19 protein-coding genes are annotated in these 20,186 nt (G+C 42.6%); 17 read left to right on the top strand and 2 right to left on the bottom strand.

Annotation, left to right across the window (positions count from 1 at the left end; translation table 11 throughout):
* Window positions 1-120: 120 nt before the first annotated feature.
* Window positions 121-726: a hypothetical protein gene (locus BLT91_RS21650; RefSeq protein WP_090824812.1), complete on the bottom strand. Its 606-nt coding sequence runs from the start codon at window positions 724-726 to the stop codon at window positions 121-123.
* A 136-nt stretch (window positions 727-862) separates the two neighbouring features.
* Here BLT91_RS21650 and BLT91_RS21645 point away from each other — a divergent pair, with 136 nt between their 5' ends.
* The 5 genes from BLT91_RS21645 (at window position 863) to BLT91_RS21625 (ending at window position 4,962) form a co-directional block, all read left to right on the top strand.
* A complete protein-coding gene (locus tag BLT91_RS21645; RefSeq protein ID WP_368086841.1) occupies window positions 863-1,237 on the top strand; it encodes a TIGR02679 domain-containing protein in 375 nt (124 codons plus the stop codon).
* A 110-nt stretch (window positions 1,238-1,347) separates the two neighbouring features.
* Window positions 1,348-2,040 carry a DUF2399 domain-containing protein gene (locus BLT91_RS21640; protein ID WP_175532452.1) on the top strand — a complete coding sequence of 231 codons (693 nt, stop codon included), beginning with the start codon at window positions 1,348-1,350 and terminating at the stop codon, window positions 2,038-2,040.
* Window positions 2,041-2,260: 220 nt separating this feature from the next.
* A complete protein-coding gene (locus tag BLT91_RS21635) occupies window positions 2,261-3,472 on the top strand; it encodes a nuclease domain-containing protein (RefSeq protein ID WP_254777056.1) in 1,212 nt (403 codons plus the stop codon).
* Window positions 3,473-3,666: 194 nt separating this feature from the next.
* Window positions 3,667-4,749, top strand: a complete 1,083-nt coding sequence (locus BLT91_RS21630; protein ID WP_090824803.1) for a hypothetical protein — start codon at window positions 3,667-3,669, stop codon at window positions 4,747-4,749.
* A gap of 12 nt (window positions 4,750-4,761) precedes the next feature.
* Complete coding sequence (locus BLT91_RS21625) at window positions 4,762-4,962, top strand: hypothetical protein (RefSeq protein ID WP_090824801.1); 201 nt, start codon at window positions 4,762-4,764, stop codon at window positions 4,960-4,962.
* A gap of 322 nt (window positions 4,963-5,284) precedes the next feature.
* Here BLT91_RS21625 and BLT91_RS21620 read toward each other — a convergent pair whose 3' ends face one another.
* The gene (locus BLT91_RS21620) at window positions 5,285-7,582 is read right to left on the bottom strand and encodes an AraC family transcriptional regulator (RefSeq protein WP_090824799.1); all 2,298 of its coding nucleotides are present in this window, start codon (window positions 7,580-7,582) and stop codon (window positions 5,285-5,287) included.
* Between the two features lie 280 nt (window positions 7,583-7,862).
* Here BLT91_RS21620 and BLT91_RS21615 point away from each other — a divergent pair, with 280 nt between their 5' ends.
* The 12 genes from BLT91_RS21615 to BLT91_RS21560 all read left to right on the top strand — a co-directional run.
* A complete protein-coding gene (locus tag BLT91_RS21615; RefSeq protein ID WP_090824797.1) occupies window positions 7,863-9,428 on the top strand; it encodes an extracellular solute-binding protein in 1,566 nt (521 codons plus the stop codon).
* 166 nt (window positions 9,429-9,594) lie between these two features.
* Window positions 9,595-10,461: an ABC transporter permease gene (locus tag BLT91_RS21610; protein ID WP_254777062.1), complete on the top strand. Its 867-nt coding sequence runs from the start codon at window positions 9,595-9,597 to the stop codon at window positions 10,459-10,461.
* Window position 10,462: 1 nt separating this feature from the next.
* Window positions 10,463-11,320 (top strand): carbohydrate ABC transporter permease, encoded by an 858-nt coding sequence (locus BLT91_RS21605; RefSeq protein ID WP_090824793.1) that lies wholly within the window; start codon window positions 10,463-10,465, stop codon window positions 11,318-11,320.
* A 17-nt stretch (window positions 11,321-11,337) separates the two neighbouring features.
* Window positions 11,338-12,441, top strand: coding sequence for an amidohydrolase family protein (locus BLT91_RS21600; RefSeq protein WP_090824791.1), 1,104 nt, complete (start codon window positions 11,338-11,340; stop codon window positions 12,439-12,441).
* 3 nt (window positions 12,442-12,444) lie between these two features.
* Window positions 12,445-12,810 (top strand): Rieske (2Fe-2S) protein, encoded by a 366-nt coding sequence (locus BLT91_RS21595; RefSeq protein ID WP_090824789.1) that lies wholly within the window; start codon window positions 12,445-12,447, stop codon window positions 12,808-12,810.
* A gap of 46 nt (window positions 12,811-12,856) precedes the next feature.
* Window positions 12,857-13,639 carry a glucosamine-6-phosphate deaminase gene (locus BLT91_RS21590; RefSeq protein ID WP_090824787.1) on the top strand — a complete coding sequence of 261 codons (783 nt, stop codon included), beginning with the start codon at window positions 12,857-12,859 and terminating at the stop codon, window positions 13,637-13,639.
* A complete protein-coding gene (locus tag BLT91_RS21585; RefSeq protein WP_090824785.1) occupies window positions 13,636-14,805 on the top strand; it encodes an N-acetylglucosamine-6-phosphate deacetylase in 1,170 nt (389 codons plus the stop codon). Before BLT91_RS21590 ends, BLT91_RS21585 begins: the two co-directional genes overlap by 4 nt.
* Window positions 14,806-15,231: 426 nt before the next feature.
* Window positions 15,232-16,101, top strand: a complete 870-nt coding sequence (locus tag BLT91_RS21580; protein WP_175532451.1) for a ParA family protein — start codon at window positions 15,232-15,234, stop codon at window positions 16,099-16,101.
* Complete coding sequence (locus BLT91_RS21575; RefSeq protein ID WP_090824779.1) at window positions 16,088-16,513, top strand: hypothetical protein; 426 nt, start codon at window positions 16,088-16,090, stop codon at window positions 16,511-16,513. Before BLT91_RS21580 ends, BLT91_RS21575 begins: the two co-directional genes overlap by 14 nt.
* Before the next feature lie 588 nt (window positions 16,514-17,101).
* Window positions 17,102-19,456 (top strand): preprotein translocase subunit SecA, encoded by a 2,355-nt coding sequence (secA, locus tag BLT91_RS21570; RefSeq protein ID WP_090824777.1) that lies wholly within the window; start codon window positions 17,102-17,104, stop codon window positions 19,454-19,456.
* A gap of 15 nt (window positions 19,457-19,471) precedes the next feature.
* Complete coding sequence (locus BLT91_RS21565; protein WP_090824775.1) at window positions 19,472-19,900, top strand: hypothetical protein; 429 nt, start codon at window positions 19,472-19,474, stop codon at window positions 19,898-19,900.
* Between the two features lie 66 nt (window positions 19,901-19,966).
* The coding region (locus BLT91_RS21560) for a hypothetical protein (protein ID WP_141225054.1) at window positions 19,967-20,186 on the top strand (220 nt) is incomplete at its 3' end.

Raw genomic sequence — 20,186 nt, 5'->3', positions numbered from 1 at the left:
TGGAAGTTTTAAAAGATCTCATGTACCAACAAATGGTTTACTAAAACATGAGCAAAATCACAAGAGAAGATACTTCTACTTGCTTTCGTTAATCACAATTAATGATTGGAGCAGTATAAATCATATCAACTTTTTTATCAACCTTCGTGAGTATGATAATGCATTTTTATCAAGACAAAGTTTGAACATCTCATCCGCTAAAATTCGTGGATTAACAGCATCCAGTAAATGCAGCATTCTGTACCAAGTTAAATAAATGGGAAGGTTTCGTGTGGAAACTCCCCGCATTTTACGATAGAAACGAAGAAAATCTATTTCAATTGATTGAATTGTGCTAGCTGAGTTTGCAGGCTTCACTTCAATCTGTAATGCCTGTTCTGTACCATGTAGCACATTAGCAAATAGTTGATTAGGGGCCTCTCGAACAGCTGCAATAAAGACAGGGATGGTCTCTTTGTGTTTCCTTTGTGATGAATGAGCATTTTTTTTGTTTGTAGCAGAATTGTTTCCTTTATTGGATGTATTGATTTGAATAATGGTGAGATCCGTAGTTTTGTTACTCGTAGGTGGGTGTTGCTGAATGGGAAGAAGTTTCTCTGCAAACAACTGGAGTTTTTTTCGCCAAGCGTAGGCTGTATTGATATGAATTTTTAAACGTTTTTTAATTTCTCTAATAGGAAGTTGGTCTACTATTAGAAGTTTAATGAACATGGGCCATTTATTCATGTTTCTACTTCTATGGAACATCGTATTCGTCAAATCACTAAAAATACGTTCACATTGTTTACAGTGGTAGCGTCTCCACTGAGTTCCTTTAACGAAACCATAAGATATATAGTTACTAATAAATTTACCTGTTGTTTTGTTGGAAAACAGCCGCTTTTCCCTTACGTTACCTGAACTATTTCGAGTGTTGAACGGTGAGCAGGCGAGAACCCGACTGGAGCAGAAAGCGATCGATGATGCAGAGTGGGAGAAACTGATTCATGAAGCAATGAATGGTTCACTACTCAAGGAGGCCAGTGAAAAAGTTGTTGCTTGGACAGAGGGGCTTTGCGATGAATCGTCTCCTGGGGCACGGACGCTCCGCAAAGTGTTTGCGAACTCTCGTCTAGAGGCAGCTTACTGTTTAAAGAAAGCGTTGAAAGCATTGCTGATGGTGACAGAAGGATCTCATTCCGCTTCTATTCGTCTCCCGATCTTATCGGCTAAAGTAACCGAGACGCTCATGCGTTAGATTAGAAATATCCGTTAGGCAGGTTATTTTGGTGGGGCCTAACAACCGTATGTAATGGGAAGTTGCATGGAAATGAAAGGATACTGAGAGAAGCAGCATTTTCTGAAACAGTGGAATCAGATGTAGAGGAGGATATGACACAGTCACAAATCCTATCACATGCGATTCTTCTTAGAGAGGGTTATCGCCAAGGAGGGATTGCGGATGATGATATTTCCTCACAAGTGATGGTTTTCGCACCAGCACTATGGGGTGAGTGGGAGGAGCGGATTATTACTCTTAGACAGGTGGAGAGACTGCGTAAGGAGCAGGTTTTAGGACTCGAATCTACTTGTATCTACGTTGTTGAAAATCCATCCGTATTCGCTGAGCTTGTTGATGCGGCACTACTAAGGAGGCCACAGAAGGATAGATGTCCGCTGCCTTTTTTTATTTGCGGGAATGGCCAACCCACGGTTGCTGTCATTAAGCTCCTCGATTTACTCTGTGGGGTAGAGGGACTTCATTTATATTATGCTGGAGATTTGGACAGTAAGGGACTAAGTATTGCGCAGAGCTTGCAAATTAGATATTCACATGTGTTTAAAGATTGGCGTATGAACACAGAGCAGTATCTTCGATACGTTAAGAAGGGTATACCCTTAGTTGACGGCGAGAGGAGTAAGCTGCGAAATACCGAGTTTTCTTGGGATAGAGATCTCGGAAGTGCTATGGCCGATAGAGGACTAAAACTGCATCAAGAGTTGTGGGTGGGAGAGCTCGTTAGTGATTGGTTGAATTCGAATACAGAGTCAACAAGGTAGCTATTATTTTAAACGCTTCTGCTTAGGACTTGAATCCACGAAGGCGATGCCGGCAAACGCTACATTGAAGAAACTCGTGGTCATTGACAAGTTTGACGATTTGGAAGCAGCGATGCGCCGATATGCGTAAGTAGGATTCTCAATTTTTTTCGAGGTATACCGTTATTATTTAATGCTGTTAAAAGGTTTGTTGATTCAGAATGATCTTTTCCGATTATCGATGAAAGATTTGGCCCAGCTCTATGAATACTGGTGTTTCTTGAAGATTCACCATCTTTTAAGCAAAAAGTATGAGCTGCTCAAACAAGATATTATCAAAATCAATCGGAGTGGGCTGTTCGTTACACTGGATAAGTCACAGCAGGCTAAGATGGTGTATAAAAACCCGTTGAACGGGGAGATTTTTACGCTGTTTTATAATACGCTGCCCAAAGGGGATCGGAGTCCAACGCTGTCTCAGCGACCAGATAATGTCCTGACTTTGAAAAAGAACGACACCGCGGCGGAGTATAAATACATTTTCGATGCTAAATATCGCATTAATCCTGCTTATGAGGGTACGCCTTACTTCGAGAGGTACCGGATGCCGGGGCCGGAAGAGGATGATATTAATACGATGCATCGCTATCGGGATGCGATTGTGTATTCGGAGGGGCAGGGGAAAGAGTACGAGCGGAGCATGTTTGGGGCGTATGTGTTGTTCCCTTATCATGATGAGGAGCGATTCCAGCAGCATAAGTTTTACAAAAGTGTGGAGATCATTAATATTGGGGCTTTTCCATTTTTGCCGAATTCGACGAGCTTGATGGAGAAGTTCCTGGACGAGATCATCATGGATAGTCCGGAGAAAGCCTATGAGCGGACGACGAGGCCGAGAGGGACGAAGGAGTATTATGGTAATAAATTGTCTGGGAAAAATGTATTGGTAGGGGCATTGAGTAAGAGGCCTCAATTGGAGGCTGCGTTGGAGCATGGATTTTACCATACGCCTTTGCGGAATATTACGGATCATAAGGTACTGACTAGACTAGAGTACGTCGCGTTATATCAGTCGATTCGTTTGTTCGGTGCTGAAGAAGCGGGCATCTCGTGGTATGGAAGAGTGAAAGATTGGAAGGTTGTTCCACGCTCTGCGATAACGGCTATTCCCTCTAGTAGAGGCGCGACGGATGAGCTTTATGTTGTGTTTGAGGTGGAAGAGTGGGTCAAAAGAGAAAAAGCTATAGTTCCTGCTGGGCATGGGATTTATCGGATTTTGTATACGACGGATTATATGCTTAATAGGGCGAAGGAGGTCTCTGAACTGCGTTTGGAGACGGAAGAAGAGCTTAGAGATTGGCGTGAGAAACGGCGCGCGGGTAAGGTGAAGGTGACGCTGGATCGGGAGCATTTGGATTTGGGGAGTGCGGTTTTGGGGATTGGGTTGGAGTAGGCATTTGATATCCTAGTACGTAAATACATATCAAGCAAAGAAACTAGTTACAACATCTTGAATATCAAAATTGATTCTCAGGGTGTTTTTTTATGTCGATAAATAGATGTTTATAAGAAAACGTTTCTATGAATACAATGGGGTACATGGTATAATTTAGTAGATAATTTTACTCATATTAGAGGTGAAAGTTTTTGCTAAACAATATCGATGCTGATTTAATTAAGCTAAAAGAAGCACTTGACCCTATGTTGAATGCAACTTCTAAAAATTACCGTAAGGTTGGAAACGAGCGGATGTATGTTCCATTGTTTTTTTATTATCCACTAGACCAACTACTTACAATTATCACATTCGGTAAATATGGGATGCACTTTACAAAAATTCAAGCATTCGCTTTTCCTCTTTTAGTTGGAACCCCTTATTTATCAACTTTCGATAGCATAAAAAGCCGGGTTGGTCATTATGAATGGTGGCAACTAATGATAGGAGGTTTATTTCTCTGGTACATATTTACAATAATTTATAGTTTTCTTCAAATGCCAAATTGGAAAAACGAAGAGTTATTTCACATAGATGCTTTTCGTAGATGGCGTCCTAATGAGTTTGCACTCGTAGATCCTTTTTTAGATAAAAACTTTTCTATTGAATCTATAAATAGTTGGATGCTTCGGAATAGTAACGAGAGAGCAATACAAGAAATAATAAAAAAAAGCGACGAAACGATTGCAAAATTTGCAGACCAGCTTGATGGGGCAGATGAACAAATCGAAGAATATGAGGCTAATTTAGAGATGATTAATGACATCTTAGTACGTTTGAATGATAATTTTGTGCACACTGGGAATCAGAAGCTATCTTACGAACATTTATATATAATCAACGCGGATTACTGTGTTTACGAAATTGAAAACGATATATTCACTCTGAAATATCAGCATTATCCTCGTAAAATGTTTGAGTCCGGTTTTCAAGCCAACGATTCTCGTTTCGAGTCCGAAAACTTTGTGAAATGTTTTAAACTAGGTGATGCCTGTTATTATGAAAATGAGGATGCCTTCTCTTACAAAGTTATTATTTCAGAGGGGGTTCATTGGATAGTGACTTATTATCCTGCAAGTGGGGACAATAATGCATTGTCAGCATTTCTGGAAAATTGTATAATAGGGAATAGTAAGGTACCTCTCAAAACAGCAAATATGTACAACCTGATAGAGTCACATTGTAAAATTATTGCGAAGCGGAATGAAACTGCAATGTCCCTATCAAACTTATAGAGGTGATTTCCAATGAAAACATTTATCGAACAAGAGTTACTTGCTGCAGCTAAAGAAGTTTCTGCTACTTCCGAGAATACAATAACAATGAAACAGTTATTCGAGTATCGCAAAAATGAAAGAAAGAAACGACGTCAGGATATATATCGGAATGTCTCAAGTTATCGGCAAGAGGTAAATAATATCCTTAATGGTAAAGAGCCGCAAGACTAATTCTTGCGGCTCTTGTATTTCTCCACTGTTTCAAGGTACGAAGACATAGCTTTCCGCAACTCTTTCCTATCCTTTTTTCTTTTCTCCTTATTTTCCCGCACTACCTCACGAAATGATTTTAGCTTGTCCACTACTTATCTCCTCCCAATAAAATACTTTTTGAAAAAACTCTAATATGTCTTCTTACCACACTAATTTTATTAGTAATCATTATTGGTAGTTTAATAGTTTTTTAGACATTGGATATCATTTAATTAAAAAAACAGATGTGGAGGCAAACAAGGTCGGTTTAATTTTAATTAACAAAAAAAGACGGTAGCCATTAGTGGCCACTGTCTTCATTTTTATTCCTGCACATTTCCCTGAATTGCCCCGGTGTGATACTTCTATGCTTCCTGAAGGCGCGTATCAGACTATTCTCGTTTTGGTAACCTACCTTTAAGGCGATGTCGGCTATTTTCATATCTGTCCCTGCCAATTGTGCCTCTACCTCGTGCATGCGTAATTCAGTCAAATAATCGTATAAGGTCCGGTTCATCTCTTGCTTGAATATGTTGTTGACCGAAGACTTACTCAGTCCGACAGAGTCGGCAATTTCAGGAACACCTATATTTTCATGAAGATGCTGCTTCATATAATGAATCATTTGCTGGACAATCAGAAACTCCCGGCTGTTCGTGCGTTGATCCGATAACTGTGAGGATTCCTGATACACCTGAATAAAGAAATGGATAATATCGTCGAGATTCATCGTATTGAACCAAAAGCTGTTATATCTTCGCAGGATACCGGGCTTGGCAAGACCGTGATCGCCGAAATAGGAAATGAGACTGTCCATCAATTGCTGAAAAAAATAGATCGCTTCGGCAGGAGACACGAAGGAGTCCTTCATAAACTGCTTTAATGCGTCCAACAGCTTGATGGCAATTTCCCCGTTCCCCCCCTCCAGGCAGGTCAGCAAATCTTTTTTCCATAAAGGGTCGATCGATTTGTTGTCCGCAGGTTCCTCCAGTTCACTGAATAGGATGACGTTAGAATAATCGGTATAAAGCCGGTAGGACAGAGCAAGCTCCGCATGCAAACAGCTTTTACGCAAATGTGCGTAATCGCTAAATTCTTCGCTCACTGCCGCTGACACTTCAATATGTATCATCTTTTGAATGGTTTGCACTAAGCCGGACAAGTCCTCCCGCAATTGCTGGATATTCTGCCGCTCGTCTGTCTTTTGCACGATTAAGAGCAAGTTCAAGTCACGTTCAACGAAAGCAAATCTCCAATGGCGGCCCATCCATTCCTCACATACATTTTTAATGGAAAACCAGAGCAGGTTCTGGTCTTCCTCGTTGTAGGAGCTGGCCCATTGGTAATATTTATCGATGGATATGAGCAAGGTGAATAGAGGAAGATCTGTCCAATCTGTAAAATGACGATGCCAACGATCCTTCATTTCCCAGGAGCTCATTCGACCGGCAATCAAATCTTGAATATATTTGGCATGCAGCTCGCTGCGATTGTGCTGGACGAGACTGGACACATCGGCTAAATCCGTAGTCAGCTTCAACAAATAGTCCTCCAGATCACGGTTTTCCATATTCTTGGGATGGGGTTGACCTGCCAACAGCAAATGCCTGATTCTGCGAACCGGTTTAAATGTTATATGGTGAGTAATGATGATGCCGATAACTCCCGCAATAATCGATATGATCGATAATCCGAATACCGCGTTCCGGATCGTGATGACCTTCTGCAATAACCGCTGCTGGGTAATGATCGAAACAAATTTCCATCCGGTTATATCCGAAGACACTTGGGAGATCAAATAGTTTTCCTTGCCGTCGGAAAAATCGAAATACATATTGTTATTTTGCGAAAGAACGGAGGCGATCTGCTCCTGTGATAGAACTCGGTTGTTGGTCTCATATATTATATGATTGCTGTCGTCGATTACAAATCGGGATGCGTCGGTTTGTGACGTATAATTTTCAAATATTTTATTGAAAAGCTTTTTCTTATTCATGTTGACCATAATTACGCCGGCTAGGGTATTCTCTCGTACCACCGGCCTGAAGAGGGTAATGGTTTCTACTTTTTGCTCAGAGCCGAATTGGCTGCTCTTAGTCCGGTTGACGATGGTGAAATGTTTAGGATTCAAATCGGCAACATAGTTTTGCCAGTCGGTATCGAAGAAATTGGACAACCGGGAGCTGAATCCATAGGGAGTGCTGCCGACAATTCTTTGACGCACATTATCATAGATCATTACTCCTTCAACTGCCGGGGACACAGCTAGATTGTCCAGGTACTCTACCAGGTGCGCAATTTCCGTTTGCTGCATTTCGTAAGCCGGATTCAGAAACTGATACGTCAGGTTTGATAATAAAATATTGACGCCGATTTGATCGGCCGTGTTTACGGAGTTATTGACGGCATCCATCCCCATACGGAGCAGGTGGATCTGCGGCTCGCTGACTTCACCCTGTAGTACGGACTTGCTGCTAACATATAAGGTATAACCTGCCGTTGTAATAATAATGAACATGCTCATCGTCACCAGAAGGATTAGTCTCGAGTTTCGGTTGGAATAAAAGTAGTTATACCATTTTCTGATAGACTTCAACATAGGATTCCGCCTTTCTGGATGCCACAATCCACCTATAGTTACATATAAACCTATAGTTACATAAAACTATAGTAATAGTATAGTATTCTTAATTAAAAATACAGCCGTCATGCTGCCTACGGGCAATCGTCCATTCCACCAGCGTATATGCAGAAACAATAATCGGGGGCCGATTTAATCAATTAGCATACCATTAGGCGTATTCAGCTATTGATTGCACCATTCTACTAAACTTATGATACATGGGTAATGAGTAAATGAACAGAAAAGGGGTTCGAGTATGAAGCGATCACGTTGGAGAAATTGGGGACGTTCTGGAACAGTGTTAGCAGTTGCGGCATCATTGTTCATGGGCTGCAGCAGTGCCGCTCCCGCACCGCAAAAGGTCGATGGCGGCACAAAACAAGTGGAAAAAATACGAATTTTCAGAGGGCCGATTGATCCTCCTATGCCTGACAGTAACAATAAATACACGCAGTATTTTATCAAGCAGCTGGGTATCGAGCCTGTCTATGAAACCGCGCCTTGGGGCGGCGGAGCGGATTATGCCCAAAAGCTGCAGACAATGATTGCATCCGGTGATCTTCCGGACATTATCAGGCCGGTGAACGGTGTCGAGCAAACGCTTATCACTCAGGGAGGAGCGCTCGCACTCGATGATTTGCTGCCTAAATATGCGCCGAACCTGTGGAAGTACTTCCCCAAGGAGATCTGGGATATCGTTCGTTCTACCTCCCCGGACGGCAAGATTTATTACATTCCTTCCTTGCAAAATACAAATAATCGAGGATTGATTATACGTACAGACTGGTTGAAAAACGTCGGACTGGGTCTGCCTGAAACACAGGAGCAATTAGTGGAAATGCTTCGGGCTTTCAGGGATAAAGACCCGAACGGCAACGGTAAAAAGGACGAAATTCCGACGAGTGGACGCGAGCAGGGCAGATGGTTCGATTATATTTTCGCGATGTATGGAGTTGCAATGTGGGAAGGTTATCCCGAGTGGGATTTGATAGACGGAAAGCTCCAGTATTCCGGGATACAGCCGAACATGAAGGAAGCGATCAAGTTCGCAAGAGACCTGTACAAAGAAAAGCTATTGGATAACGAAACTTTCCTCAATAAACAAGAGGTCTGGACAGGTAAAATCCTGAACGATACGGTAGGAGCTTTCTTTCATATCGCGGACAGTACGATAACGGTCGGCGGCTATGAGGGGTTAAGAAAAAAAAATCCGAACGCGGATTTTACGATGGTGCCTGTTCCGAAGGTGAACGGATATAACGGCTTTTATTCCCTAAAAAGATTCGGGTTTGTAGAATGGGTCATACCCAAAAAAGCGGAAGCTAAAGCAGCTTCAGTATTGAAATATCTGGACTATTATTATACACCGGAGGGTATGGATTTTAACTTGTACGGACTTGAAAACGACAGCTTTGTGATGGACAACGGGAAAAAGAAATATTTACCGGACAAGGACACCACGGAAAACTGGACGCAGCGCAAAACGATTTTTTCTGCTTCGGTCAGCACATTTGATTACAACTCTAAGGTAGCGGAACTTACGATTAAATATCCGAACCGCTATAAAGAGATGATCGAGATGTACGACCGCATCAACAAAACAAGCAAGGTCATTGCTGGTGACGGTATGCCGATCAGCGTTTACGACGGCTTCGCAGATATCAAAACCCACAAATTGTATCAGCAATACATGACCAATATCATTATCGGTGAATGGCCGATTGAAAAGTTTGATGAGTTTGTTAAAAAATGGAATGAATCCGGTGGGGCTCAAGTAACCAAACGAGCCAATGAATGGTACCAAAAAGTCTCCAAAAAATAATGTATAGCAGCAGGAGCGGTCTCCGGCAGGGGGGCCCTCCTTCCTTTAAAGATAAGAGATTAGAGGATGTGGAGGAAGCAGCATGTACGAGAATTATGTGGAATTAAAAGCAGACCGTCAAAGCACCGTATCCCGGAAAGCATTTCGTACATTACGGTCTCAATGGATGTTGTATACGATGGCATTACCCGGAGTTCTTTATTTTATATTATTCAAATATGTTCCACTACTCGGATCGGTTATCGCTTTTCAGGATTTTCAAATTTTGAACGGAATATTAAAAAGCCCGTGGGTCGGCCTAAAGCATTTTGAATTTATGTTTGCGTACCCTGATTTTGTACTTGTACTTAAAAACACACTGCTGCTTGGTACGTACCAGCTCGTGTTCGGATTCCCCGCACCGATAATTCTTGCGATTCTTTTGAATGAGGTCAGGGCGATGTTTCTGAAAAAGACGATCCAGACCTTCTTTTATTTGCCTCACTTTTTGTCATGGGTTATTGTCGGCGGGATTATATTTGAATTGCTGTCTTTGGGTGGATTCGTTAATACACTGCGGACTTGGTTCGGAGCAGAGCCTGTACTGTATATGCAGCGGGAAACCTTTTTTCGTACGATTGTCGTACTTTCTTCAGTGTGGAAGGAGCTTGGTTGGGGAGCGATTATTTATTTGGCGGCCATCGCCGGAATCAATCCGAGTCTATATGAAGCGGCCAAAGTCGACGGGGCCAACCGGTTTTTACAAATATGGTATATCACACTGCCATCGCTGCTGCCAACCATCATTATTCTATTGCTGCTGAAAATAGGGAATTTCCTTGAGCTTGGGTTCGATCACATTTATGTGCTTCTGACGCCGTCCACCACAGCTGTAGGGGATATTATCGATACATATGTATACCGAACGGGAATATTGGAAGGGCAGTATAGCTTTACTACGGCGGTTGGGTTGTTCAAATCGATTATCGGTTTCATTCTGCTGTACGGCTGTAATTATATTTCCAAAAAAACAACACAACAGGGGTTGTTCTAATATGAAATCAAGTCTGGGAGAAACCTGCTTTCGCATGGTTAACTATGTGGTTCTGATACTGTTGTCCGTTACGATGATTTTGCCTATTATTCATGTGTTCGCCATTTCTATGAGCGATCCGGCAGCGGTAGATGCCCATCAAGTGCAATTTTTACCGGTTGAGTTAACATCTTCAGCCTGGAAGTATATTGTAGCAAAAGCCGATCTGTGGCGTTCTCTGAGTGTCAATCTATTTATAACCGTGGTCGGTACGCTGCTTAGCCTGCTGTTTACATCGTTACTGGCTTACCCGCTGGCGCGAAAAGACTTCCGTATACGTAATAAGATAATGTTCGGGATTGTATTTACGATGATTTTCCAGGCGCCGATGATTCCTTATTTCTTGACAATCAAATCGCTCGGACTTCTCGACAGCATTTGGGTGTTGATCATTCCGTCCACGATCAGCGCGTTCAATCTGATCATTCTGCGCACATTTTTTCAGCAGCTGCCGTTTGAGCTGGAAGAATCCGCACGAATTGACGGCTGTACGGATTACGGGATTTTATTCAGAATGGTTATTCCGCTTTCCAAACCGGCCTTGGCTACGATGGGGCTGTTCTACGCGGTCACATATTGGAATATGTTTTTCCACGCTATTTTATTTATTCGCAACCCGAAGTTGTACCCGCTGCAGCTGAAGTTACGGGAAACGATGGTGAACACGGATTTATCCGCTAACTTGAATGCGATGGCCTATAATTCGCAAACTCTGCAAGCTGCTACGATTATTTTTGTCACACTGCCTATTCTGCTCGTGTATCCGTTTATACAAAAATACTTTGTTCAGGGAGCGACACTCGGAGCGGTTAAGGAATAAATACTGAACTTTCTCATATGGAGGAGATAATCATGAGTACTGCCCCTCGAATTATCGATACGGATGTTCATAATGCAATTGCGAGCCCTAATGATTTATTGCCCTACTTGTCCAAAGAATGGCATGACCAATGGCTGTTGTCCGGCCCGGGCATTGCCAGTACTTATTGGTCTCCTTTGGGCGTGATGCGCAAAGACGCAGTACCAGAGGGAGGAGGCATCCCCGGCAGCGACCCCTTTTTCTTAAAAAAGCATCATTTGGACCGTTATGGAATCGATTATGCGATCTTAACGGGTTCAGGCATTCTAGGAATTTCTTTGCATCCGGATCGCGATTACGCGAACGCGATTGCCAGCGCCTATAACGATTGGCTGGTGGAAACTTGGCTGAAAGCGAGCCCGAAGTACAAAGGTTCCATCTTAATTAATCATTCCGACCCGCAAGCGGCGGCTAAAGAAATTGATAGGATGGCTGGGCATCCAGATATGGTGCAGGTCATCATGGCATCTGGCTCTACGATGCTTTTCGGTCAGCGTTATTTCCATCCCATTTATGAAGCGGCTGAGCGCCATGGATTGCCGGTTGGCATTCATCCAGGTACGGAAGGGCGCGGGTTAGCCGGACCTCCAACTCCGTCAGGATATCCTTCAACCTATTTTGAATGGCACAATATATTGCCAACGAATTATATGGCACACGTGAACAGCTTGGTGTGCGAGGGCGTGTTTGTCAAATATCCAACTCTGAAATTTGTAGCGATTGAAGGCGGAATCGCTTGGCTGCCGCACCTCATGTGGAGAATGGATAAGAACTATAAAGGATTGCGTGATCAAGTGCCTTGGTTGAAACGGCTGCCGTCTGACTATATTCGTGAGCATATTCGACTTACGACCCAGCCGATCGAAGAACCGCAGCATCCCGATCATCTGAATCAGATTTTCGAAATGATCGGCGGCGACCACATGATTATGTTCTCTTCTGACTATCCGCACTGGGATTTTGACAACCCGAAGATGGTGCTTCAGCCCATTCGTAAAGATCTAAGAAATAAAATTTTAGTCGAGAACGCCATGGAGCTATATAACCTTAAAACTAGTCCTCTAGCAGCAGAGGGGGTGTAAGCTATGACGGTAGTTTCCAAAGCGCGGTATCCTATTGCTACAGTTAGCGAATTGGCTCAGCTCGGACGAAAAATTGTGGAAGCCAAGGGGATGGAGATTGGTATTTTCATCGTAAACGGCCAGTATTATGCTTGGCGCAATGTATGTCCGCATGCGGCTGCTCCGGTCTGTGAAGGCACAGTTTGCGGAACCCGCCTTCCGTCCATGGTCTATGAATACAAATACGGCAAAGATCAAGAGATTTTACGCTGCCCTTGGCATGGTTGGGAATTTGATCTAACGACAGGTATTCATTTAGCGGAATCGAATGTTAAGCTTAGAGGCTATGAGATCGAAGTAGAAGAAGATCAAATCTATTTGCTCCTATAATCCAATGCAAGAACATTATAAATCTTAATTGAAATGAGGAACTGAGATGCCTGCTCAACATGGTCTTGTTAAGGAACATACCGTAGATCGATTAAAAGTAAAAGTATACGAAAATCGTGAAGAGTTAGGGAGAGCGGCGGGGATGGAAGTAGCGAAAAGAATCAAAGAGCTGCTGTCCACCCAACAATCCGTTCGTATTATATTTGCTGCGGCTCCTTCTCAGAATGAATTTTTGAAAACATTGGTCCGAGAAGAGGAGATCGAGTGGTCTAGAATTACCTCTTTTCATATGGACGAATACATCGGACTTGAAAAAAACTCGCCACAGAGGTTTAGCGCTTTTTTGCGTAACGGCGTTTTTGACATTGTGAAGCCCGGCACCGTACATTTGATTGATAGTTCCGGTTCGATTGAACAGGAAAGCGCGAGGTATGCCAATCTTCTCCAAGAGGCTCCGATCGATATTGTTTGCATGGGAATCGGAGAGAATGGACATATCGCGTTTAATGACCCACCAGTCGCCGATTTTCAAGACCCTAAGCTGATAAAGCCAGTGGAATTAGATGAGGCTTGCCGCCGGCAGCAGGTTAACGACGGGTGCTTCCCCGCTATGAATGATGTTCCAACACATGCACTCACATTAACGATACCGGCCTTGATGTCCGGAGCTGCTTTATTTTGCATGGTTCCTGGAACGACCAAATATGCAGCCGTACAACAGACGCTTGGCGGAACTATAAGCACCAATTGCCCGGCTTCGATTCTTAGAACCCATCCGAACTGTACACTTTACGTCGATGTGGATTCTTATGAGAGTGCAAGCAAATGAGTAAAGAGAACGGTTCAAGCATTATCGAAGGGATTCATTTTGAAACTAGGGAAGCGTTGCGAATAACCGTTGAAGAGGGTCGCATTCACCGTATAGAACCGATTTATTCAGATCAGTCATCCCTTTTGCCGGTCATTGGACCAGGGTGGGTTGACCTTCAAATTAATGGCTATGGAGGATATGACTTTAACACATTGCCTTTAACCGCCGAAATGCTCGTAAAAGCTACTACATTATTATGGAGTGAAGGGGTAACGACCTATTATCCAACAGTGATTACCAATAGCGATGAAGCGATAAAAGAAGCGGTTTCCGTTATAGCTAAAACTTGTTTCGAGCATCGGGCCGTTGGGGATAGTATTGCGGGCATTCATTTAGAGGGACCATTCATCTCACCTGAAGACGGCGCACGTGGCGCACATCATAAAGATTACGTGAAAGCACCGGATTGGTCTTTATTCGAGGAGTGGCAGGAGGCGGCCGGAGGCAGGATCCAGATCATTACGCTGTCTCCGGAATGGCCAGGAGCGGCGCATTTTATTGAGAAATGCGTACAGCAAGGCATCACAGTATCCATAGGACATACGTCGGCTGCTCCGGAACAGATCCGGGAGGCGGTAGCTGCCGGAGCAAGTATGTCCACACATCTGGGGAACGGGGCGCATCTCCAATTACCGCGCCACCCCAATTATATTTGGGAGCAATTAGCCCAGGATGGTTTATGGTCTTGCGTCATTGCAGATGGGTTTCATTTGCCAGAGTCCGTATTAAAGGTCGTTCTTAAGGTGAAGGGAAAGAAGGCCGTGTTAGTCAGCGATGCAGTTTCCATAGGCGGATTGTCACCGGGGGAGTATGACACGCACATTGGCAGTAAAGTCGTTCTGACTCCAGAGGGTAAGCTGCACTTGGCGGATAACCCGAATATGCTGGCTGGTTCCGTACAAATGCTTTCCCATGGCATAAAGCATCTCGTGCGTAGTGGCTTATGCAGCCTTCCGGAAGCATGGAAGATGGCTTCTATTCACCCTGCTGGCTTGATGAAGCTCCCAGTTGAACATGGATTGGCTTTAGGAGCACCTGCAGATTTGATATTGTTGGACTGGAATGGAGACGCTATCCAAATTGTAAAGACATATAAAAAAGGCGCTATTGTCTTTGAAATCTGACTAGAACATGATTACAATCTACACAAGAGGCTTCCTTGGGCACCTGTGTAGTAGCAGCTCATAAGCCGCCCACTAGAGTCGAAAGTAGAGTCGATAAACCCAGTAAAATTAAGGCTCTAGTGGGTAATAACAGTCCGGAATGCTTTGATGTAAAAAGTGATGAAAATACTATAGAATCAAAGCGTCATTCGAGCCTACATAAATACCGGTCGAATGATTATGAGTAAAAAAAAGTAAACTCACCTAATTGTAAGGTGAGTTTACTTTTTTTTTAATTCATCGATGTAAAAAGACCGTCCGAAGGCAATCAGTTGGCATAGGGGATGTTTTTTCATTTATATCATCCGCCCACTTTTTAATCATCAAGACAACCACCCTCCAAATACATATAAGGGCATGGCATTATTCGGGAGAGGGGAAATGCGCATGTCCAACGTGATCAGCATTATCAATCTAAAAGGTGGGGTTGGCAAGACAACCATCACCGTCGCTTTAGCGGAATTCCTGGCAGTAGAGCATCAGAAACGTGTTCTGGTGATTGATTTGGACCCGCAGACGAACTCAACTGTGGCTTTGATCGGTGAGGAAGAGTGGGAGCTAAGAAATCAGAACAGCCAAACGCTGCACGCTCTATTTAAGGATCACATTGATGACACGTACACTTTTGAAATCGATAAGAGTATTGTACGTAAAGCATCCAATCTGCGCGGTGGATTGGATAACTTGCATTTGCTGCCTTCAAGTCTGGATTTTGTGAAAATTCAAGATAGGCTAATCAACATTTGGCAGACAGCGCTTATTCGACCTTTTGACGTATTAAAAAATGCGGTACAAAATCATCTGGATAACTATGATTTTGTACTGATTGACTGTCCTCCGAATCTAGGAATCGTGACTCAAAACGGCTTAAATATAAGCAATTGGTATCTCATTCCTACCATTCCCGACCACTTATCTACATACGGCATCCCGCAAATTATCTCCAGCGTGAAAAACTTCAATCGCAAAAAAGCGGACGGAGAAGTAAAGCTCCTAGGCGTGGTTGCTTCGATGTATCGCTCAACGGTGAACAGGCATAACGCAACGCTGCGTCAATTAGAATTACAAGTTCAGCAAGGTCAACTGACACGTTTATTTGAAACCAAAGTGCCCCTAGCCTCAAGAGCCGCTGACGCCACTTATTACGAAGTAGACGGGATCAATACACTAAAGCAAAAGTACGGCAATGCCGGTGATCATTTATATGCATCCTTTCAAAGCTTAGCGGAGGAGTTTCTTACGTATGTCAAAATTTAAAGATGCTGATTTTAGAAAACAATTGTCATCCATCTTTATAAAGCTTGCTGAAAGAATTGAACAGGATGAGCAGTTCGCGCATTGGCTTTTTGAAGGAACGACCTTTTTAGCATCTGATAAGAGTTCTAAAAGAAAGAAGATGAGCCCTGTAAGCGAGCAGCAGTCTGTTCCTTTGGATAAACGCCCATTGCCTGATATCTACACGATTTACTCAAAAGAAGGGGCAGAAGCTTTACGAGATCTTTTATATACATATGAAACTGAAACCCTAAAAGAAATGGTTTTGGAAAATGGTTTAGATCCTGTAAGAAAGGTTCGGAGATGGAAAACGAGAGATAAAATTTTAGCTTATATTATTGAAGTAGTTTCGAAGCAAATGTCTAAGGGGAAGGCTTTTATGGATGAAAGTTAAGTATGATGGTAGTGTCGTACAATAGGAAACAAAGAGGCTGTCCCTTGCCCATAACCTGCTTAAGAAAGCAGCAGCGGACATCAAAAATAAAGGAGTTAAGCATATGCAAGCCGCTTAACTCCTTTTTCGTTTAAAATTTTACTTTCTTTGAAGTAATGAATAGTTCGCATTTAGAGACATATACACAAAAGTTGGTGCAAAGCCCCTTTCTAAAAATCGTTGAACGAGACTAGAGATTTCGAATAAATTAAAAGTGAAAGTTTATAGGACAATACACAAAGATTACATAAAGATAAGGCAAATAAACAATAAAGTTTTTGCAAGTTATATTTACAATTATCGGTTTAATGTTACACTATAGTTCAAAAGTATTAGAATTTTTATTATTTATTAAAAGATGATTAGGTAATTTGTCGTATTATGATGTTATTGAGGGAACGGAATGTTGATGAAACTTTAGTTTCATTAATTGAACCAACGCAAACACGGATATGCAGCAAAGACCTTCAAGAATGTGCTTTTGCCATAGTTTTTAGCTTTGTTGCGAAATAAGAGGACCTTGTTTTAATGATAGAGAGGGAATTATAAATGCTGTCTAACCTTAGAAGATGGATAGGAAATAAGAACCATCGAGAAATCGACAAAATTAGAAAAAATGTATTGCCTCATATCGATAAACATTATCAATCTATACAACATAAAAGCTGTTTGCTTGACGCAAACAATGAGCTTCGGATCAGCTTACAAAAAGGTGCAGATCATAACGATTTGCAATTTCATGCGTTTGCTTTGGTAAAAGAAGCAGTAAGAAGAACGCTAGGGATCACTATGCATGATGTTCAGTTAATTGCTGGATGGATTTTATGTAAAGGAAAAGTCACAGAGATGATGACAGGTGAAGGGAAAACCATTGTTTCTCTTATGCCTGCCTATTGGTTTGGGTTACAGGGTAAAGGCCTACATATGGTTACCGTTAATGAATACTTAGCGAAACGTGATTACGAAGAAATGAGTAAAGTCTTTCAACTTCTTGGTTTATCTGTTGGATTAAATCTGGCTAATAGCAGTGAGCATGAAAAGAGAAAGGCCTACCTCGAGGATATTACTTATGGGACTTGTACGGAATTTGGATTTGATTATTTGCGTGATCATATGGTGATGCATTCAGAGCAACGGGTTCAAAGAGAACTTTCTTTTGCCATTGTCGATGAAATAGATAGTGTTCTTATCGATGAGGCAAGAACACCACTCATTATCGCAGGTAAAACAAAAGCCGCACCGGATCTTTACTATGTTTGTGCGAGATTTGTTCAAAGATTACAAGAAGTGCGTGACTATGAAGTTGATGGTGAATCGAAACAGGTTATGTTTACGGAATCGGCAATAAAGAAAATAGAAGCTACCTTCATGATAGATAACTTATATGAGCTTGAGCATACTACGCTCTATCATTATTTATTGCAAAGTCTTAGGGCCACGATATTAATGCAGCGTGATGTAGATTATATTGTAGCAGACAATAAAGTACAGATTATTGATGCTTTTACAGGACGTATTCTAGAGGGGCGTCAGTTCAGCGAAGGGCTGCATCAGGCTATTGAAGCCAAAGAAAACGTACCTTTAAGTGAAGAAAACCGGACATACGCAACGATTACAGTTCAAAAGCTGTTCGGTTTATATAAGCAGATTGCAGGCATGACAGGAACGATTAAAACAGAAGAAGAAGAAATGCTACAAATTTATGGTATGGAAGTAGTTACTGTACCCACCCACAAGCCTGTTATTCGTCAAGATTACGAAGATGTCATTTTTCTGACGAAGGAGGCAAAATACGATAGAGTCATTGCAGAAATCTTAAAGAGGCATGAGCAGAGTCAGCCTGTACTTGTAGGGACAACTTCAGTTCAACAGTCGGAAGACATAGCAAACAGACTTTCGAGGCTTTCTGTTCCGTGTCAAGTTCTCAATGCTAAAACGGAAAAAGAAGAAGCGGATATGGTTGCTAGAGCGGGACTAAAGGGGGCAATTACAATTTCTACCAATATGGCCGGAAGAGGAACCGACATCCGATTGGGAGAAGGCGTTGCTGAGCTTGGAGGGTTGCATATCATTGGAACAGAACGTCATGAAAGCCGGCGTGTTGATAACCAATTGCGCGGACGTTCCGGCAGGCAGGGCGACCCGGGCTCTTCACAGTTCTTTCTATCTTTGGAGGATGAATTGGTAGAAAGATTTGCAATTGATGACGTTGAAGAGCTTCGCGAGAAATGGCGGTGGGGAAATGAAGGGGTTACAGGCGGCAAACTGCAGGATTTCATGGGAAATGTGCAAAAGCATGTAGAGCAACAAGCGCTCTCTATTCGCTCAATGGTATTTCGCTTAGACTCTATCGTCCATGATCAGAGGCAGTCATTTTATCAGCAGCGGAATGAAGTTCTTCAAGGTATAGAATGGCCTACTCAACTTTCACAGTCGGTTATATACTACAAGACAAAGTTGATTAAGAAGTGCTGTCCGGAAAATAAAGTGCCTGAAGAGTGGGATATCTTGCAATTAAAGCGTGAATTCGGACATGATGGACTCTTTTTGTACGATATCAATAATTTGCATGATCAGCAGGGAGTACTCGACCAGGTGATCATGTGTTGGACGAATACATGGAATGAATTCCTAACGGACATCGAACCATCATACTGGCAGGAGAAATGGTGCGAGCCTTATATCCAAATCATCGACCGCTGCTGGCTGGATCATCTGGAAACCTTACAGCAATTGAAGCAAGGCATTCATTATCAAGCGTATGCCCAGAAAGATCCGATACAAGTTTACCAGGATGAGGCATGGCAGTTATACGATAAAATGGGAGATCGCATCAAAAAGCTAGTAAGCCAAAAAGTCATTCAAGAAGTTAAGGAATCAATGAATATCCAACTCAGAACATAAGTCAGGTGGTATAGCATGGTACAGAAGCAAGGATTTCTTATGCGAATTCGCCAGCGTTTATTTGGGAACAAAGCTAATGAAACAGCAATGGAATTGTTGATCGAAGATCCTGAACAGTCATTTGAAGAGGAAATTGTTCACACTACCGATAAGATCGATTTATCAGAGCAATTACAGATGATTCGCATCGTTGATGAATACACGGGACAATTTGTGTTTCCTAGAATCGTGAAGGAGCCGTCATGGGATAAAGGATTTGCATTGCAAAATGAAGTATTCGTCACGCTTGGCGATGAGCCCGTTTATCGCAGTAATATGGAAGTTTTCTTTCAGGACTCGAAGACAGGGGAAAGAAAGAGTGTCTATCTTGTGAGCCTAGTCCGTTTTGCCGATGACAATTGGCGTGTCTTTCAAGTGAAAGGGGTGATGCCCTTACTGGAGTAGGTATCTAATATTGGGTTAAGGGTTTTAAAGCATACATATAAGAGTTCATAGGAGAGAGGTAGAAACATGGCGAAGAACAGAAATGATAAGAAGCTGTCTGCAGGTAAAAAGAATTTGGCGAGAATGATGGCGGTTACTATGGCGGTAACGCCGGTAGTGGCGGTATTGCCGGGTATGGTTAGTGCGGCAACAAACAGCTCGACAGCAAATGATGTGGCTACGTTAGGCTTAGTGGGAACAACCGCTACATCCGATGCTGTTACTGTAGCAACAGCAGCAATCAATG

The sequence above is a fragment of the Paenibacillus sp. yr247 genome, from assembly GCF_900103825.1.
GTDB lineage: Bacteria > Bacillota > Bacilli > Paenibacillales > NBRC-103111 > Paenibacillus_E.
Note: the sequence above shows the minus strand (reverse complement) of the source record. Positions and strands in the feature narration are given on the sequence as shown.

Coding starts and splice junctions, on each gene's coding strand:
- BLT91_RS21565 (WP_090824775.1), top strand. CDS start 19,472: ATGGTACAGAAGCAAGGATTTCTTATGCGAATTCGCCAGCGTTTATTT.
- BLT91_RS21585 (WP_090824785.1), top strand. CDS start 13,636: ATGAGTAAAGAGAACGGTTCAAGCATTATCGAAGGGATTCATTTTGAA.
- BLT91_RS21610 (WP_254777062.1), top strand. CDS start 9,595: ATGTTGTATACGATGGCATTACCCGGAGTTCTTTATTTTATATTATTC.
- BLT91_RS21575 (WP_090824779.1), top strand. CDS start 16,088: ATGTCAAAATTTAAAGATGCTGATTTTAGAAAACAATTGTCATCCATC.
- BLT91_RS21595 (WP_090824789.1), top strand. CDS start 12,445: ATGACGGTAGTTTCCAAAGCGCGGTATCCTATTGCTACAGTTAGCGAA.
- BLT91_RS21620 (WP_090824799.1), bottom strand. CDS start 7,582: ATGTTGAAGTCTATCAGAAAATGGTATAACTACTTTTATTCCAACCGA.
- secA (WP_090824777.1), top strand. CDS start 17,102: ATGCTGTCTAACCTTAGAAGATGGATAGGAAATAAGAACCATCGAGAA.
- BLT91_RS21625 (WP_090824801.1), top strand. CDS start 4,762: ATGAAAACATTTATCGAACAAGAGTTACTTGCTGCAGCTAAAGAAGTT.
- BLT91_RS21600 (WP_090824791.1), top strand. CDS start 11,338: ATGGAGGAGATAATCATGAGTACTGCCCCTCGAATTATCGATACGGAT.
- BLT91_RS21580 (WP_175532451.1), top strand. CDS start 15,232: ATGTCCAACGTGATCAGCATTATCAATCTAAAAGGTGGGGTTGGCAAG.
- BLT91_RS21605 (WP_090824793.1), top strand. CDS start 10,463: ATGAAATCAAGTCTGGGAGAAACCTGCTTTCGCATGGTTAACTATGTG.
- BLT91_RS21590 (WP_090824787.1), top strand. CDS start 12,857: ATGCCTGCTCAACATGGTCTTGTTAAGGAACATACCGTAGATCGATTA.
- BLT91_RS21615 (WP_090824797.1), top strand. CDS start 7,863: ATGAAGCGATCACGTTGGAGAAATTGGGGACGTTCTGGAACAGTGTTA.
- BLT91_RS21635 (WP_254777056.1), top strand. CDS start 2,261: ATGAAAGATTTGGCCCAGCTCTATGAATACTGGTGTTTCTTGAAGATT.
- BLT91_RS21650 (WP_090824812.1), bottom strand. CDS start 726: ATGAATAAATGGCCCATGTTCATTAAACTTCTAATAGTAGACCAACTT.